This is a genomic window from Duganella aquatilis (genome assembly GCF_009674565.1).
Classification (GTDB): Bacteria; Pseudomonadota; Gammaproteobacteria; order Burkholderiales; family Burkholderiaceae_D; genus Rugamonas; species Rugamonas aquatilis.
Window position 1 is genome coordinate 27,702 of record NZ_WKJL01000003.1, and the last position, 16,234, is coordinate 43,935.

Here is a 16,234-nt window from a genome sequence, read left to right on the forward strand (position 1 = left end):
CTCCCGTCGCCGATTGAAAAAGAAGGCTGCGCATCCGTGGCATAATCGACATCGAATACGCTAGCCGCACTCCCTCAAACCCGCATCGCCACGTGCTTATTCCCGCTGATTTTTTTATTTCTAAAGCGGGAATAAAAATGCCCGGCATCGAGTCTTCATAGTCTGGACCACTACGATGGACAAGCTTTTGGGCGATCCCGATAAAACCGCGCAGTTCGAAGCCCTGGCCATGCCGCACCTGGACGCGGCCTACAACCTGGCGCGCTGGCTGACCCGCAATGCACACGATGCAGACGATCTGGTGCAGAACGCCTATCTGCGCGCGTTCCGTTTCGCCGACGGCTTTCGCGGCGGCGACGCCCGCACCTGGCTGCTGACCATCGTCCGCCACACCTACTACACCACGCAGCGCGACAGCCGGCACCAGCGCGCCGACCTGGATCTGGACCAGATGCCGGAGGAACCGGCGCAGGAAGGCGTCAGCGATCCGGCCGCCATCGCCGCGGCGCGCGACGCCGGCCGCAGCGTGGATGCGGCCCTGAGCCGCCTGCCCTACGCGTTCCGCGAGGTACTGGTGCTGAAGGAGATGGATGATTTGTCGTACAAGGAAATCGCGCAGGTGGTGGACATCCCGATCGGCACGGTGATGTCGCGCCTGGCGCGGGCGCGCAAGCTGTTGCTCGCTTATTTGAAACAGGGAGGTCAGGATGGACTGTAAACTCAGCCGCGAGGAATTGTCGGCCTATCTGGACGCGGAACTCAACGGCGCCGAACTGCTGCAGGCGCAAGACCATCTGGACCAATGCGCCGCCTGCCGCGCCGCGCTGGCGGAGCTGGAAGCGCTGCAGGACCAGGTGCAGGTCGACGCCACCCAATACGCGGCGCCGGCCTACCTGCGCCACCGCATCCGCGCGGTGCTGCATGAAAACGCGCCGCCGCAGCCTGTGGCCGCCCGCCGCCGCTGGTCATGGGCCTGGATCAATCTCGGCCTGGCGGCAGGCGCCACCACCGCCTTCGCCGTCACGCTGTCGCTGTACCTGGCGCAGCCGTCGCCGGACGACCTGGCCGAGCGCGAACTGGTGGCCAGCCACTTCCGCGCCCTGATGCCGGAGCATCTGGCGGACGTCGCCTCCACCGACCGGCACACCGTCAAGCCCTGGTTTGCCGGCAAACTGGATTATTCGCCGCCGGTGCACGACCTGGCCACGCAGGGCTATCCGCTGATCGGCGGCCGGCTGGACTATCTTCAGCAACGGCCGGTGGCGGCGCTGGCCTACCGCCACCGCCTGCACATCATCAACCTGTACGTATGGCCGGACGGCGCGCAGCGCGACTCCGCGCCCCACGCGGGCAGCCGCCAGGGCTTCCACCTGCTGCGCTGGACGCAGGACGGCATGCAGTACGCCACGGTATCCGACATCGCGGCGCCGGATCTGCAGGACTTTTCGCGCCGGATTCAGGCGGCGCAGGCGCAATCGGCGCCGTAGCAAGTTCGCCCTGCCCTCGGCGGCGGTTTTGAACGATAATACCGGCTCATTACCGAATTGCCGAACCATGAGCTTATTGACCATTATCGTCGCCACCGATGCCCAGCGCGGCATCGGCATCAACAACACCCTGCCGTGGAAGCTGCCGGAAGACCTGGCGCACTTCAAGCGCCTGACCACCGGCCACCCGATCATCATGGGCCGCAAGACCTTCGATTCGATCGGCCGGCCGCTGCCGAACCGCCGCAACATCGTCATCACCCGCAATGCGGACTGGCGCCATGACGGCGTGGAAGTGGTCGGCTCCATCGAAGCGGCCATCGCCCTGCTGGACGGCGCCGAAGGCTTCGTCATCGGCGGCGCCGAGATCTACAAGCAGTCGCTGCAACTGGCCGACCAGTTGATTATTACGCAAATCGCCCATACTTTCGATTGCGATGCCTTCTTCCCCGAGATCGACGCCAACGCGTGGCAGGAAACCGCCCGTGAAGAACACGCATCGGAAGCATCCGGTTTGCGCTACGCTTTTGTCACCCTGCGCCGCAAGGCCTGAGTTTTACCAAGTTTGAAAGAGGATACCCATGTCTAGCGAAGGCTTCCACGTCCACGGCCCGCACGATCACGCAGTTGAACATGCTGCGCACGGCAGCGATGGCTTTTCCAACAACATTGCGGTGATGACCGCCATTCTGGCCACCGTCGGCGCAGCCTTCGGCTACCTGGGCGGCGCCACGCAGAACGACGCGGCCCTGTTCAAGAACAACGCCGCCATCGACAAGACCGAGGCGGCCAACCGCTGGAACTACTATCAGGCCAAGTCCGCCCGCCAGAACCTGGCCGAACTGGCCATGACCCTGCCCGGCGTCGATCCCAAGCGCTACGAGGCCGACGCCGCCCGTTACAAGCACGACAAGGAAGAGATCAAGAAGGAAGCCGAGAATTTCGAGGAATCGTCCAAGGAATGGAACGAGAAGTCGGACGAAGCCATGCACAAGCACCACCAGTGGGCGCTGGCTACCACCGCCGAGCAGATCGCCATCTCGCTGGCCGCCATCACCCTGCTGACCCGCAAGAAGTGGATGATGGGCCTGGCCTACGGCGTGGCCGGCGTCGGCCTGGTGCTGGGCGGCCTGGCCTGGCTGGTACATTGAACAATATTGCCTGAATAGAATTTCCGCCTGTCATCGCGGCGTCATGCTGCTCATGCATTCTGTTACGATAATTTTTTTCCCGTAGAGGCGGTATTTCTGCGAGAATCCCGTTCTTATTTTTTTGCGGCCAGTTCACCCGACTGGTCGCGCCCTGTCCGCCCCTTCACATCCTGTCAGGGGCGGCTTGCTTTTTTGGAGACATGCATGAAATTTCGTTTCCCCATCGTCATCATTGACGAGGATTTCCGTTCCGAGAACACGTCCGGCCTGGGCATTCGCGCCCTGGCGGACGCCATGGAAAAAGAAGGCATGGAAGTGGTGGGCGTGACCTCCTACGGCGACCTGGCCCAGTTCGCCCAGCAGCAATCGCGCGCGTCGGCCTTCGTGCTGTCGATCGACGACGAAGAATTCGGCACCGGCTCGGTGGAAGACACCGACACCGCGCTGAAGTCGCTGCGCGCCTTCGTCGAGGAAATCCGCTACAAGAACGCCGACATCCCGATCTACCTGTACGGCGAAACCCGCACCTCGCGCCACATCCCGAACGACATCCTGCGCGAACTGCACGGCTTCATCCACATGTTCGAGGACACGCCGGAATTCGTCGCGCGCCACATCATCCGCGAAGCCAAGTCCTACCTGGACGGCCTGGCGCCGCCGTTCTTCCGCGCGCTGGTGGAATACGCCAACGACGGCTCCTACTCGTGGCACTGCCCTGGCCACTCGGGCGGCGTGGCGTTCCTGAAATCGCCGATCGGCCAGATGTTCCACCAGTTCTTCGGTGAAAACATGCTGCGCGCCGACGTCTGCAACGCCGTCGAAGAGCTGGGCCAGCTGCTGGACCACACCGGCCCGGTCGCCAAGTCCGAGCGCAACGCCGCGCGCATCTTCAACGCCGACCATTGCTACTTCGTCACCAACGGCACCTCGACCTCGAACAAGATGGTCTGGCACTCGACCGTGGCGCCGGGCGACATCGTGGTGGTGGACCGCAACTGCCACAAATCGATCCTGCACTCGATCATCATGTGCGGCGCGATTCCGGTGTTCCTGATGCCGACCCGTAACAACCTCGGCATCATCGGCCCGATCCCGCTGGAAGAGTTCTCGATGGAGAGCATCATGCGCAAGATCGAAGCCAATCCGTTCGCGCGCGAAGCCGTGAACAAGAAGCCGCGCATCCTGACCATCACCCAGTCGACCTACGACGGCGTGGTGTACAACGTCGAGACCCTGCGCGAGCTGCTGGACGGCCAGATCGACACCCTGCACTTCGACGAAGCCTGGCTGCCGCACGCCACCTTCCACGACTTCTACAAGAACATGCACGCGATCGGCAAGGACCGTCCGCGCGCCAAGGAGTCGATGATCTTCTCGACCCAGTCGACCCACAAGCTGCTGGCCGGCCTGTCGCAGGCCTCGCAGGTGCTGGTGCGCGAATCGGAAACCGTCAAGCTGGACCAGGACGCCTTCAACGAGGCCTACCTGATGCACACCTCGACCTCGCCGCAATACTCGATCATCGCCTCGTGCGACGTGGCCGCAGCCATGATGGAAGCGCCGGGCGGCACCGCCCTGGTGGAAGAATCCATCCTGGAAGCGCTGGACTTCCGCCGTGCCATGAAGAAGATCGACGCCGAATGGGGCAAGGACTGGTGGTTCAAGGTGTGGGGCCCGAACGAGTTCGCCGAAGAAGGCATCGGCTCGCGCGAAGACTGGATCATCAAGGCGGAAGACGACTGGCACGGCTTCGGCAAGCTGGCGCCGGGCTTCAACATGCTGGACCCGATCAAGGCCACCATCGTCAACCCTGGCCTGTCGCTGGACGGCAAGTTCGACGAGACCGGCATTCCGGCCTCGATCGTCACCAAGTACCTGGCCGAGCACGGCGTCATTATTGAAAAGTGCGGCCTGTACTCGTTCTTCATCATGTTCACCATCGGCATCACCAAGGGCCGCTGGAACACGCTGCTGACCGCGCTGCAACAGTTCAAGGACGACTACGACAAGAACCAGCCGATGTGGCGCATCCTGCCGGAATTCGCGGCCGCCAACCCGACCTACGAAAAAATGGGCCTGCGCGACCTGTGCCAGCAGATCCACGATTTCTACAAGGCCTACGACGTGGCGCGCCTGACCACCGAGATGTACTTGTCGGACATGGTGCCGGCGATGAAGCCGTCGGAAGCCTTCGCCAAGATGGCGCACCGCGAAATCGAGCGCGTGGCGATCGACGAGCTGGAAGGCCGCATCACCTCGATCCTGCTGACGCCTTACCCACCAGGCATCCCGCTGCTGATTCCTGGCGAGCGCTTCAACAAGACCATCGTTGACTACCTGCGCTTTGCGCGCGACTTCAACGAACGCTTCCCTGGCTTCGAGACCGACGTCCACGGCCTGGTCAAGCGCGAGGTCGACGGCAAGCGCGGTTACTTCGTCGATTGCGTGAAGCAGTAAGAAAAAAGGCAGCCTAGGCTGCCTTTTTTTCATGCCGGTTGTCGGCCCCAGCCATTCGCTGAAGGTCTAGGCGGCGACAGCCACCACCAGCGTCGCCACATAGCCATCGGTGACGTTGCCGGTGATGGTGGCCATCTGCAGCGAGTAGCCGTCGCTGAAGACGTTGTCGGTGGCAAAGCTGATCGCGGCCAGGTTCTTCACGCTGGCGCTGTAGCCGGTGCTTGCATACACTTCGTTGCTGGTCGCCACCGGGAAGGTGAACTGCGAGGTCTTGATGCGGCTCGACGCCGTGGTTGCCTTGGCCAGCGACGGATACACCTCAAAGTGCACGTGCGGCACGCGTCCCGAATAGCAGCCGGGATAGATCGTGGTGAAGGTGATGTTGCCGCTGCTGTCGGTTTCCTGCACGCCGCGCAGATAATTCTGGTTGGTCACGCCGCTGGAATACAGCGAGTAATTGCCGTCGCGGTCGCAATGCCACAGGTAGACGGCGGCGCCGGACAGCGCCGCGCAGTTGTTGTTGGCGTTGACGAACTGCAGCTTGATGGTCAGCGGCACGCCGGCCGCCGTGCCGCTGGCGCTGCCGAAGCTGCTGCGGATGTCGCTGCGCACCACGCCCGATTGCGTCAGCACGTTGACCACGCCGGCGCTGGTGCTGTTGGTGCCGTCGGCGGGATACGGGCCGCCGGTTTCTTCGGGGATCACCGAGCACGAGCCGGCCGTTGGCGTGGTGGTCGTGGTTGTTGTCGTGGTGGTCGTGGTGCCGGTCGTGGTCGTGGTCGGCGTGGTTGCCGCCGAGGTGGTGCTTGCGGTATCGCTGGCGCTGCCGGAACCGCCGCCGCAACCCATCACCGGCAACGCCGAGGCGCCCGCCAGCAGCCAGCGCAGCGTCTGGCGCCGGTCGCTGTTCAGATTGAGCATGGCGGACAGATCATCCGCCAGGCTGTGTTCGTGCATATCGTCATGGATTTCCATACCTGCTCCTGCTTGGGTGAGAAAGCCGCCGCAACGCCGATTGCGCCGCGGCGGATACAACTTAAACCGTGGTGTTGACCAGGTTGCCGCTCGTGCCGTTATGGCCGACTTTGCTCGACAGCGCTTCCAGGAAGGCCGCCAGCTTGGTGGCGGCGTCGCTGGCGGTGGCGGACGTGCTGCTGTCCGTGCTGTCGCTGACGGTGGTGCTTGCCGTGCTGTCCGTGCTGCTGACGCCCAGTTTGTCCAGCAGGTTGGCGAAGGCGCTTTCCAGCTGGTCGACCGCATCGCTGCTGTCCGTGCTGTCGGTGCTGGAGGCGCTGGCCGTGGTGTCCGAACTCAGCTTGGAAATCAGGCTTTGCAGATCCGATTCCAGCTTGCCGGGACCGCCCTGGCCGCCGCTCTGCGCATCGCTGTACGGCGGCGGCGCTTCGTTGCCGCTGTTTTGCGCGTGCAGCGCACCCATCAGGCTTTGCAGGAAGCTGCCCAGCGCAGCCGCCACGTCGCTTGCATCGGTGGTGGTGCTGTCGGTGCTGCTCGACGCCGTCGACGAGGTCGAGGAGTCGGTGCTGCTGGTGCTCGACGTGGTGTCGGTGATGCCGATCGATTTCAGCGCCTCGGCGATGGCGTCGGCAAAGCCGTTGTCGTCCGGCGGCGGCGGTGGCGGACGCACGCTCTCGGTGCTGATGTTACTGCTGCTGGCACTATTGGTGCTGCTCAGGCGGCTCAGGAAACTGAGCGCGCTGGCAGCGCTGGAGGAGCTCAAGGCGCTGATGGACATACGGTTCTCCGCTTGATTAGTTGGAAGAAAGTTACGGGGGACTGCACTGCAAAAAGGTCAATCGCGCGGCGGATGGTGCGGCTTTTCTTCCGCCTGCTTCTTGCGCTGTTCCGGCGTCAGCACGGCCAGCAATTTCTGTTGCGTGCGCACGTGTTGCAGGGCGATATTGGCTTCGGCGGTGGCGGCTTCCTTGGCCAGTGCGGCGGCCTTGGCGTCGTCGTACTTGTCGGCGCTGGCCAGCGCGTGCAGCGCTTCGCGCGCCTTGGCGGCGGCCTTTCCCTGCTCGCGCAGATAGGGCGCCTCGGCGTGCAGGATGGCGAAGACCTTGTCCTGCTGCGCTTCGTTCAGATCGATGCCACGGAAGAATGGCGGATGGTCACCAAAGCCTGGGCCGGGACCGAAGCCGGGGCCGAAGCCGGGGCCAAAGCCCGGACCCCGATCGGGACCGCCATGTTCCGGGCCGCCGTCCGGGCCGCCACGGCCTGGTTCGCCGCGCGGGCCACCATGGTCGTCCGGACCGCCAGGGCCACGGTCATCGCCTTGCGGACCGCGCGGGCCCAGTTCGCCTTGCGCCATCGGCGGCGGCTGATCGGCATTCGTCTCATCGGCGCGGGCAGCGCCTCCCATCGCAAACAGCGGCATCGCCAGGATGGCGGCCAGCAGGAAGTTGCGACCATTTTGTTGTGATGTTTTCATGCCCATAATCCTTGATTGGTAGTGAGCCACCATTCTCTTGGCGGCGGCCGTTAAGTGGCGTTAGGGCAACGTAAATCTACGTAAAGATGCCGATCTGATATTTAGTTACCATTTGGAAACGCGTTGTAAATCGGAGTAAAACAACGCCGGCCGTCCCATGGGCACTGTTATGATGGGCGATCTGTATATAAAGAAACCGCGGCAAATGAAGAGCAAAGTACTGCTGATAGACGACGACATCGAACTGGTGGGCATGTTCCAGGAATACCTGGAGCAGGAAGGTTTCGATGTCAAAACCGTGCACGACGGCGAAGCCGGCACCGCCGAAGCCTTTACCGGCCTGTATTCCATCGCCATCCTCGATGTGATGATGCCGCGCATGAACGGCCTGGAAACCCTGCGCCGCATCCGCACCAACAGCCAGCTGCCGATCCTGATGCTGACCGGCCGCGGCGACGATACCGACCGCATTGTCGGCCTGGAACTGGGCGCCGACGACTATGTGGCCAAGCCCTGCACGCCGCGCGAGCTGACCGCCCGCATCCGCGCCATCCTGCGCCGCGCGCAAAGCGCCCCGGCCGACAACAGCCAGCAGGCCGCCATCACCGTCGGCCAGCTGGTGATGTGGCCGGAACAGCGGCGCGCCACCTGGGCCGGCAACAAGCTGGAACTGACCAGCACCGAATTCAACCTGCTGGAAGTGCTGGCGCGTAACGCCGGCCGCCCGGTCAGCAAGAACACGCTGTCCGAACAGGGCCTGGGCCGCCCGCTGGCGCGCTTCGACCGCAATATCGACGTTCACCTGAGTTCGCTGCGCCACAAACTCGGCACCATCGCCGACGGCCGCTCCTGCCTGCAAACCGTCTACCGCCTCGGCTACCAGCTGATCAAGGAGTAAGCCTTGGGCCGTTTGTTCTGGAAGTTTTTCCTGTGCATCTTGCTGGCGCAGTTCGCCGCCACGGTCGGCATCGGCGGCGCCATCTGGCTGAAGAACCGCAATCAGCAGACCAGCCCGCTGGTCAACCTGGACACCAGCCCGCCAGCCGAGATGGCCATCAACTCGGCCGCCGCCACGCTGGAGTTCGGCGGCGTCAAGGCGCTGCAGCGGATGCTGGAAAATATGGAGCGCCATCGCGTCTATGCGGTGGACGAGCAGGAACACGAGCTGCTGGGCCGCATCGTCAATCCCAAGACCTTGCAGGAATCGCGCGTGCGCCTGAAGGAGGACGGCAAGCGCCGCGTGGTGCGCCAGGTCACCGGCGACGACGGCAAGCGCTATCTGCTGTTCCTGCCGTCGGGCGAATCCCAGCGCGGCATCGATGGCGACAGCCGCCCGCTGCTGGCCAACCTCGGCGGCGGCGCGCAAATGGCGATGAAGGCGGCCTCGGTGCTGGAAGGCGACGACCGCCGCAACCGCAACGACCAGCGCGGCAACCGCCCACCGCCGGGCTTCGATCCATCCGCCGCCAGCGGCGCCATGCTGCCGCTCGACGGCGCCCAGGCCGGCGATGGCCGCGGCCAGGGTCCGCGTCCGATGCCCGGCAACGGCCCGAACGGCTTTGGCGGTCCCGGCGGTCCCGGCGGTCCCGGCCCCGGCATGCAGGGCGACATGGGCGGCGACCGCCAGTGGGGGCCGCGCTTCCAGCCGCTCGGCCCATGGGTGCCGATCGCCGCCGCCACGCTGGCCAGCCTGCTGTTCTCGGTGCTGCTGGCATGGTATTTCTCGCGGCCGATCCGTGCGCTGCGGCAGGCATTTGACGCCGCCGCCAACGGCGACCTGGCGCCGCGCTTCGCCACCGCCAGCGGCAAGAGCGGCACCGAACTCAACGACCTGGGCCGCGACTTCGACCGCATGACCGCGCGCCTGCGCAGCCTGATCGACGGCCAGACCCGCTTGCTGCACGACGTCTCGCACGAACTGCGCTCGCCGCTGGCGCGCCTGCAGGCCGCCATCGGCCTGGCGCACCAGCAGCCGGAAAAATGGAGCGCCTCGATGGAGCGCATCGAACGCGAAAGCGTGCGCATGGACAAACTGGTGGGCGAGCTGCTGACGCTGGCGCGCCTGGAAGCCGGCGCCATCAAGGCCAGCCAGGAAGAGATCAGCATGGCCGACCTGCTCGACCAGATCGCCGACGACGCCCGCTTCGAAGCGGCCAGCCAGCAGCGCACCGTGCGGCAGGAAGGCGAAGCGGACGTGACCGTGCTCGGCCAGCCGGACCTGCTGGGCCGCGCCATCGAAAACGTGGTGCGCAACGCCATCAAGCACAGCCCGGACAGCGGCGAAGTGCAGCTGCAGGTGCGCGTGCTGCCGGAAAGCCGCCAGCTGGTGATACGGGTGCTGGATCGCGGTCCCGGCGTATCGCCGGCGGACCTGGACACCATCTTCCAGCCCTTCTTCCGCTCCAGCAATGCGGGCGCCGAGGGCCACGGCCTCGGCCTGGCGATCGCCCAGCACGTGATCGAAGCGCACGGCGGCAGCATCCAGGCCAGCAACCGTGCCGGCGGCGGCCTGTGCGTCGAGATGATTTTGCCGGTGAAGAAATAAAAAACGCGGGCCGTGGCCCGCGTCGTCGTTTTATGCTTTTGGCAGGGTCACGCCATGCTGGCCCTGGTACTTGCCGTTGCGGTCCTTGTACGAGACGTCGCACAGCTCGTCGCTCTCGAAGAACAGCACCTGCGCGCAGCCTTCGCCGGCGTAGATCTTGGCCGGCAGCGGCGTGGTGTTGGAAAACTCCAGCGTCACATAGCCTTCCCACTCCGGCTCGAACGGCGTCACGTTGACGATGATGCCGCAACGGGCGTAGGTCGATTTGCCCAGGCACACGGTCAGCACGCTGCGCGGAATGCGGAAGTATTCCATGGTGCGGGCCAGCGCGAACGAGTTCGGCGGGATGATGCAGACGTCGCTTTTCACGTCCACGAACGAATTCGAGTCGAAGTTCTTCGGATCGACGATGGTGCTGTTGATGTTGGTGAACACCTTGAACTCATCGGCGCAGCGGATGTCATAGCCATACGAGGACGTACCGTAGGAGATGACCTTGCGGCCCTCTTCCTGGCGTACCTGGTCCGGGAAGAACGGCTCGATCATCCCATGCTCTTCCGCCATGCGGCGTATCCATTTATCGCTTTTAATCGTCATCGCAATGCATTCCTAAACACGAGGGAGGCGCGGCTGCGCCAAATGCACGAGATTTTACGCTAAAGCCTCATTTTTAAGAACTTTTTTACCAGCTTGCACGGCCAGCAGTTCGTCGATCATTTGCTTCGTGGCCTCGGCCGCCACGGCCGGGGATTCCATCGGGAACAGGTGGCCGCCGGGCACGATGCGGAAATGGCGGCCGACCAGCGCCTGGGTGTGCTGGTGGCCGGACTGGCTGGTCTCCCAGGAATTGTCGCCGCCGATGAAGCCGATCGGCACCGGGTAGCCGCCGCGCAGCAGCCGCGGCAGATGGTGCGGCAAGGTGGCGTAGACGGCGGTTTCGTTTTCGCGCGTGAAGCGCAGCTGCACGCCTTCCGGATGCGGCTTCAGGCCGCTGTCCATGTAATCGCCCAGCACGCCGGGCGCCCAGGCGGCAAACAAGTCCTTGGCGGCAAAGTGCTGGTAGGCGGCGTCGACGCTGGGCCAGACGTTGCGGCGGCGGATGGAGAACTTGGCCGGCGGCACCACGTAGGCGCGGCCCAGCAGCTTGATCATGCGCCAGGCGAAGGCGCGCCAGCCGCCGACCACCGGCGCATCCAGCATCACCACGCAGCGCACCAGGTCCGGACGCTGATGCGCCACCATCAGGCTCAGCATGCCGCCCAGCGAATGGCCGACCAGGATCACCGGCTCGTTGTAGCGGGTGGTCAGCTCGCGGATGTATTCGTCGACCAGGTGCGGCCAGCCGTCGGTGACCGGGTAGTCGGGATTGTGGGCGTGCATGTCGAGCGACTGGATGTCGAAATGCTCGCCCAGCAGCGCGAAGAATTGGCGGTACACGCCCGCCGGATAGCTGTTGGCGTGGGCGAAATGCAGCTTGGGCTTGCTCACAAGCGGTCTCCGTATGGTTGTTTTTTCCCCATTGTAATGTGCACAGCGGCGGGAGACTGGTGGAAACGCTCTAATTCCGCCGGAATCGCCGCCGCATCATCTGTACCAGTAGCGGCCGGCGTCGCGCCGGTAGGCCGAGACCTGTATCGTATCCGCGAATTGCAGCGTGACCGCCCCCTGCTCGTCGGTGCGCAGGCAGTCGATTCCAAGCTGGCGATAGCGCGCATACACCTCCGCCTTGGGATGGCGGTAGCGGTTGCGATAGCCCACCAAAAACAGCGCCAGCTGCGGCTTCACCGCCTGCAGGAACGGCAGCGTGGACGAGGTGCCGCTGCCGTGATGCGGCGCGACCAGCACATCGGCGCGCAGCTTGCCGGCGGCCCGTTCCACCAGTTGCGCCTCCTGCGCCGCCTCGATGTCGCCCGCCAGCAGCATGGACCTGCCGCCGGCCGTGATCTTCAGCGTGCAGCCGCGCGCGTTGGGCTTGAGCGCGGCGTCCGCGTAGCTGGCCGCCAGCGGATGCAGGATTTCGAACTGCACGCCGTCCCAGGTCCAGCGCTGGCTTGCCGCACATGACACATGCCGGCGCGCGGCCTGCACGATCAGGTGCTGCGGCGGCAGCGACGACAGTACCCAGCCGGTGGGCACGCCGTCCAGCACCGCCAGCGCGCCGCCGGAATGGTCGGTATCGCTGTGCGAGACGATCATGCCATCCAGGGCATGGATGCCGCGCGCGCGCAGGTACGGCAGCAGGACGCGGTTGCCGGCGTTGGATTCCGGGCTGTAGGCCGGCCCGGTGTCGTACAGCAGGCGGTGGCCGCTGGTCTCGATCAGCAGCGACATGCCCTGCCCGACGTCGAACGCGGTCACGGCCAGGCGGCCGGGCGGCGGGTGCGCTGCTTCGGCCGCCAGCAGCGGTATCCACGTCGCCAAGCCCAGCCAGCGCACCGGCCAGCCGCGCGGCGCCAGCAGCCAGAGGGTGCCGCCCATCGTCCAGCAGAACAGCCAGAACGACGGCTGCGGCGCGCTCCACACGGCGTAGCGCATGGCGCTGAACCATTGCAGGCACTGCGCCAGGCACTCGACCATCCAGTGCGCGAGTCCCAGCACCGGCGCGGACAGCACGGCCGGCAGCATGCTACCGATCAGGGCCAGCGGCGTGACGACAAGGCTGATCAAGGGAATCGCGACCGCATTCGCCAGCGGGCTGACAATCGACACCTGGCCGAACAGCAGCATCGTGATCGGCACCAATCCCAGGGTGACCGCGTATTGCGTATGCGCGCCGACGCGCAGCGTCAGCCAAAGCCGCTGGCGATACGATGGCGGCAGCGGCGCATGCGGCGCCGGAGCGGCCTCCCGCGCCGGCAACGGCGCCGTGCGTCCCAGCGTCGCATACAAAATCATGGCGACTGCGCTGAACGACAGCCAGAAGCCCGGCCACAACACCGCCCACGGATCGATCACCACCACCACGCCCAGCGCGGTGCACAGCACCTGCGAAATGCTGGTCAGCCGATTGAGCCAGAGCGCCGCCGCAACCACCATCAGCATGTACAAGGTCCGTTGCGCCGGCACGCCGAATCCCGCCAGCAGCACATACGACAAGGCCGCCGCCGCGCCAACCAGCGCCGCCACCTTCTGCGCCGGCAGCAGCAACGGCAGCTGCGCGCGCGTGAAGAACGATTTGCGCCACAAGGTGAGCGCCGCCAGCGCAAACAGTCCCGCCACCATCGTGATATGCAGCCCTGAGATGGAGATAATGTATCTATGAATACATTAAATCCTGCAAATATGCTCGTTAAAGGGGGATCTGCCCCAACCTCTCTAACTCAGACACCCCTGGCTCCATCAGCCAATCAAACACATCAGCGGCAGTCAACGCTCCAGAGCGCAGCAGTAGCATCGCCTCTACAAAGTCAGAGTGCTTGAGCAACGTAATTTCAACCGAGGCGCATGCCTTACTTTCTGAGAAAGTATCAAACGAAGGTTTGCCCAATGAAACTTTATGCACGTTCGCAATGTCGGCGGCCTTGTGCAGCACCGCAAATGCCTCTTCTTTATTAATCAGCGGTGGGCGTTTAGTTGTTGTCTTACATTCCAATACGAGTGAACGCTCTCCAAAGGTAAGCATAAAATCGGGAACTCCTTGTCGTACGCCATCGTCTATTTTTTGAACGTGCCACCCCGTCTCAAGGCGCAAAATTTGCTCGACTGGGTCCTCGTAATCATTGCCAAGCTTGGCATACAAATCGTCAACTAATTGCACAAGGCCCAATGGCTGAGCGAACTTACGATGCTTGCGCTCTGCCCGCTTGTAAGGATCGCTTTCGCTCCGCTCAATTGCCTGCAATAGCAATCTAGCACGATCAGAGTTCGCTAATATTCTCTCGATGTCATCGAATGCTGCGTCTAGTATTTTGCTTGGCTCACAAAGGCCCGCTCTCCGCAGTGCCAAGGCACGTTGCCTACCGAAGCCTGGTACTCTTGCCTTCTGGGCAATCGCAAGTAAATCAGTAAGCTCCATCGGAACACCTAACTCCACCCGCCGAGTCAAAATCTTCAGTTGGTTCATCACCTTTTGCGATACGCCGAGTGAGGGGACAGCAGCGATATGTCGAAGTCCATTCAACATCCACGCAACCTCAACGGCGAATCGATGAACTTGCCCGGATGGCACACCGCTGGATGCGCCAATCTTTCGCTCAATTTCTCCAGAAATGTACAAAAATAACGCATACACACAATGAGCACGATTCCGCTCTAGTCTCTTGTGATTAAGCGTATTCAGGCATTCCGTACCGTCGAGCAACTGATATGCTGCGTCGCTACTTGCGTCACGGGCGACGTTCGGCAAATACCTCTGCCCAATCTCCGTGTCGAACTCGTCTGAACAACAAACGGCTGCTAACAACGCCACCTCAAAATCTTCGAATCGCCCATCTAGTGCATCAGCGTTCTGACGCAAGAGTTCACTAAACAATACCGCAGACGTAGGTAGTAGCCCCGTTTGAGCAACGACTTTGCCGAATTTCGTCACTGATAATTTATCGGCCACGCTCTGAATCATATCCGCATTGATAAGCCACTCAATAGCCTCGTCAATTTTCGCAGTTAACTCTTGCAGCTTCACTGGATTGCGGTCCTGAACCTGATACCAGAATAAAGTATTTTCCAAAAACTCCTTGGTCGAAGCTGCATCCTTGGCGCTCTCACAGGCGATGAGTTGAAGCACTATCTTTCGTACACTCAGCGATGCCAACTTCGAATGCAACATTTCGTTTTGTGGACTTACCAGTCGATTCGCAAGACGCAGTTCTAAAGCATCTCTCGGTATGATGATTGAATATCCCTGCTCATGCATACCGAGTCGCCCTGCTCGCCCAGACATATTTCGATACGAACCTAGCGGCATATCCGCTGGCGGAATATATTGGCGGCGCACCCGATCAAAGAGCACCGAGCGGAACGGGAAGTTAACCCCAGCAGCGAGCGTAGGTGTTGCAAAACAGACGTCGAAATGATTATCCATTAGGCCCTGCTCGATTACTGAACGTTCGCTGGGTGTCAGGTCTGCGGTATGAAAAGCGACATTGGTCTCTGTGGAAGCTCGTAGCCTCGCAGAGAACTCGGTAGCCTCGGAAAACAAATCTAATTGCTCAGAAAATCTATACCCTTCAGGAGTTCGTCCACGACGAGCAGAGTAATCCGCAGCAAGTCTCATCGCATCGTTGCGTGTTTCAACAAAAACCAAAATTGGACCTCGCCCGCTCTCTCGAAGGTAGTCAACCGCATCAAGCGTGTTCGTTGGCAGTCCTGGCTTGGGCGTCGTTACTCCCTCTTCCTGTCCGAACTTAACGCTAAAAGTCTGATTCTGCCACCAGATTTCCTGATGCAGCTCTACATCACGATGAGAAGTATGTACAAGCCGACAGTTCAGCCAACCGGCCAAGTCCTCCCCATTCTCGACGGTCGCTGTTAAAGCGACGAATTGTTTCGGACTGCGTTGTCGCAATGCGGCACAAAGCACCTCAATCTCCGGGCCTCGCTTGTCTTCGCCGATAATTTGCAGTTCGTCCGCTATGATTGTTAGCTCAACCACTGGCAGCGCCCCGGTCATTACAAGAGAGATAGCCTTCTCATAAGTCGCAACAATAACGTTTGCATCGGTTTCCCCGTCGTCTCTATCGCCTGTCGCCAAGGCGACCTTTGCAATTGGGGTTTTGGCGCTAATTCCGTACCGACGTTCGAGATCGACGAATTTTTGATCCGCTAGTGCTTTATGTGACACGAGGTATAGCACAGTGCCGCCATGTCGGATTGCTGCCAACAGAGCCAATTCACCGACGAGAGTTTTCCCTGAAGAAGTTGGTGCGCATACGATCAAGCTGGCACGGTCGCAGACACCAGCCTCAACCGCTAACTGTTGAACTTTCGTGAACTGCTTTACATCTCCGTTTGCAAGTTGCGCTAGGAACCAATCGTCAAATCCCGGTCCAGTTTGGTTGGCAATTTCCATTTCCCATCTCCAAATTTCCTCGTAGACATAATGATCACATCTCCTCCCTTCGTCAATGCAATTGGATGGTCATTTTTTCAACAGTGAATTTGATAATGTTTACAAATTGCATTTCTAAAACATTGCTAATGGATTCAA

Annotated in this window: 13 protein-coding genes and 1 pseudogene; 7 read left to right on the plus strand and 7 right to left on the minus strand. The window is 62.1% G+C overall.

Annotation, left to right across the window (positions count from 1 at the left end):
• Window positions 1–175 precede the first annotated feature (175 nt).
• The 5 genes from GJ698_RS06320 to GJ698_RS06340 all read left to right on the plus strand — a co-directional run bounded on the left by GJ698_RS06320 (window position 176) and on the right by GJ698_RS06340 (window position 5,095).
• Complete coding sequence (locus GJ698_RS06320) at window positions 176–718, plus strand: sigma-70 family RNA polymerase sigma factor (protein ID WP_154356772.1); 543 nt, start codon at window positions 176–178, stop codon at window positions 716–718.
• Window positions 708–1,487 (plus strand): anti-sigma factor family protein, encoded by a 780-nt coding sequence (locus tag GJ698_RS06325; protein WP_154356773.1) that lies wholly within the window; start codon window positions 708–710, stop codon window positions 1,485–1,487. The genes GJ698_RS06320 and GJ698_RS06325 overlap by 11 nt, the downstream gene beginning before the upstream one ends.
• A 67-nt stretch (window positions 1,488–1,554) precedes the next feature.
• Window positions 1,555–2,040, plus strand: coding sequence for a dihydrofolate reductase (locus GJ698_RS06330; protein WP_154356774.1), 486 nt, complete (start codon window positions 1,555–1,557; stop codon window positions 2,038–2,040).
• Window positions 2,041–2,068: 28 nt separating this feature from the next.
• Window positions 2,069–2,638, plus strand: coding sequence for a DUF4337 domain-containing protein (locus GJ698_RS06335; RefSeq protein WP_154356775.1), 570 nt, complete (start codon window positions 2,069–2,071; stop codon window positions 2,636–2,638).
• A gap of 204 nt (window positions 2,639–2,842) precedes the next feature.
• A complete protein-coding gene (locus GJ698_RS06340) occupies window positions 2,843–5,095 on the plus strand; it encodes an arginine/lysine/ornithine decarboxylase (protein ID WP_154356776.1) in 2,253 nt (750 codons plus the stop codon).
• A gap of 66 nt (window positions 5,096–5,161) precedes the next feature.
• Here the strand turns inward: GJ698_RS06340 and GJ698_RS06345 are convergent, their stop codons facing one another.
• The 3 genes from GJ698_RS06345 to GJ698_RS06355 form a co-directional block, all read right to left on the minus strand.
• Window positions 5,162–6,070: a dioxygenase family protein gene (locus tag GJ698_RS06345; protein ID WP_154356777.1), complete on the minus strand. Its 909-nt coding sequence runs from the start codon at window positions 6,068–6,070 to the stop codon at window positions 5,162–5,164.
• Window positions 6,071–6,131: 61 nt separating this feature from the next.
• Window positions 6,132–6,848 (minus strand): hypothetical protein, encoded by a 717-nt coding sequence (locus tag GJ698_RS06350; RefSeq protein ID WP_154356778.1) that lies wholly within the window; start codon window positions 6,846–6,848, stop codon window positions 6,132–6,134.
• Between the two features lie 57 nt (window positions 6,849–6,905).
• Window positions 6,906–7,544 (minus strand): Spy/CpxP family protein refolding chaperone, encoded by a 639-nt coding sequence (locus tag GJ698_RS06355; RefSeq protein ID WP_208023780.1) that lies wholly within the window; start codon window positions 7,542–7,544, stop codon window positions 6,906–6,908.
• Between the two features lie 205 nt (window positions 7,545–7,749).
• Here GJ698_RS06355 and GJ698_RS06360 point away from each other — a divergent pair, with 205 nt between their 5' ends.
• Together GJ698_RS06360 and GJ698_RS06365 are read left to right on the plus strand one after the other, a co-directional pair.
• Window positions 7,750–8,442, plus strand: a complete 693-nt coding sequence (locus GJ698_RS06360; RefSeq protein ID WP_154356779.1) for a response regulator transcription factor — start codon at window positions 7,750–7,752, stop codon at window positions 8,440–8,442.
• A gap of 3 nt (window positions 8,443–8,445) precedes the next feature.
• The gene (locus tag GJ698_RS06365) at window positions 8,446–10,089 is read left to right on the plus strand and encodes a sensor histidine kinase (RefSeq protein WP_154356780.1); all 1,644 of its coding nucleotides are present in this window, start codon (window positions 8,446–8,448) and stop codon (window positions 10,087–10,089) included.
• 30 nt (window positions 10,090–10,119) lie between these two features.
• On the opposite strand, the gene dcd is transcribed toward GJ698_RS06365, so the two are convergent.
• The 4 genes and pseudogenes from dcd to GJ698_RS06385 all read right to left on the minus strand — a co-directional run bounded on the left by dcd (window position 10,120) and on the right by GJ698_RS06385 (window position 16,096).
• The gene (gene dcd / locus GJ698_RS06370; protein WP_154356781.1) at window positions 10,120–10,686 is read right to left on the minus strand and encodes a dCTP deaminase; all 567 of its coding nucleotides are present in this window, start codon (window positions 10,684–10,686) and stop codon (window positions 10,120–10,122) included.
• Between the two features lie 54 nt (window positions 10,687–10,740).
• Window positions 10,741–11,577: an alpha/beta hydrolase gene (locus GJ698_RS06375; protein ID WP_371865158.1), complete on the minus strand. Its 837-nt coding sequence runs from the start codon at window positions 11,575–11,577 to the stop codon at window positions 10,741–10,743.
• A gap of 96 nt (window positions 11,578–11,673) precedes the next feature.
• Window positions 11,674–13,344 (minus strand): annotated as a pseudogene (locus tag GJ698_RS06380) (DNA internalization-related competence protein ComEC/Rec2); the annotation flags it as partial.
• Between the two features lie 34 nt (window positions 13,345–13,378).
• Window positions 13,379–16,096: a DEAD/DEAH box helicase gene (locus GJ698_RS06385; RefSeq protein ID WP_154356783.1), complete on the minus strand. Its 2,718-nt coding sequence runs from the start codon at window positions 16,094–16,096 to the stop codon at window positions 13,379–13,381.
• Between the last annotated feature and the right edge of the window lie 138 nt (window positions 16,097–16,234).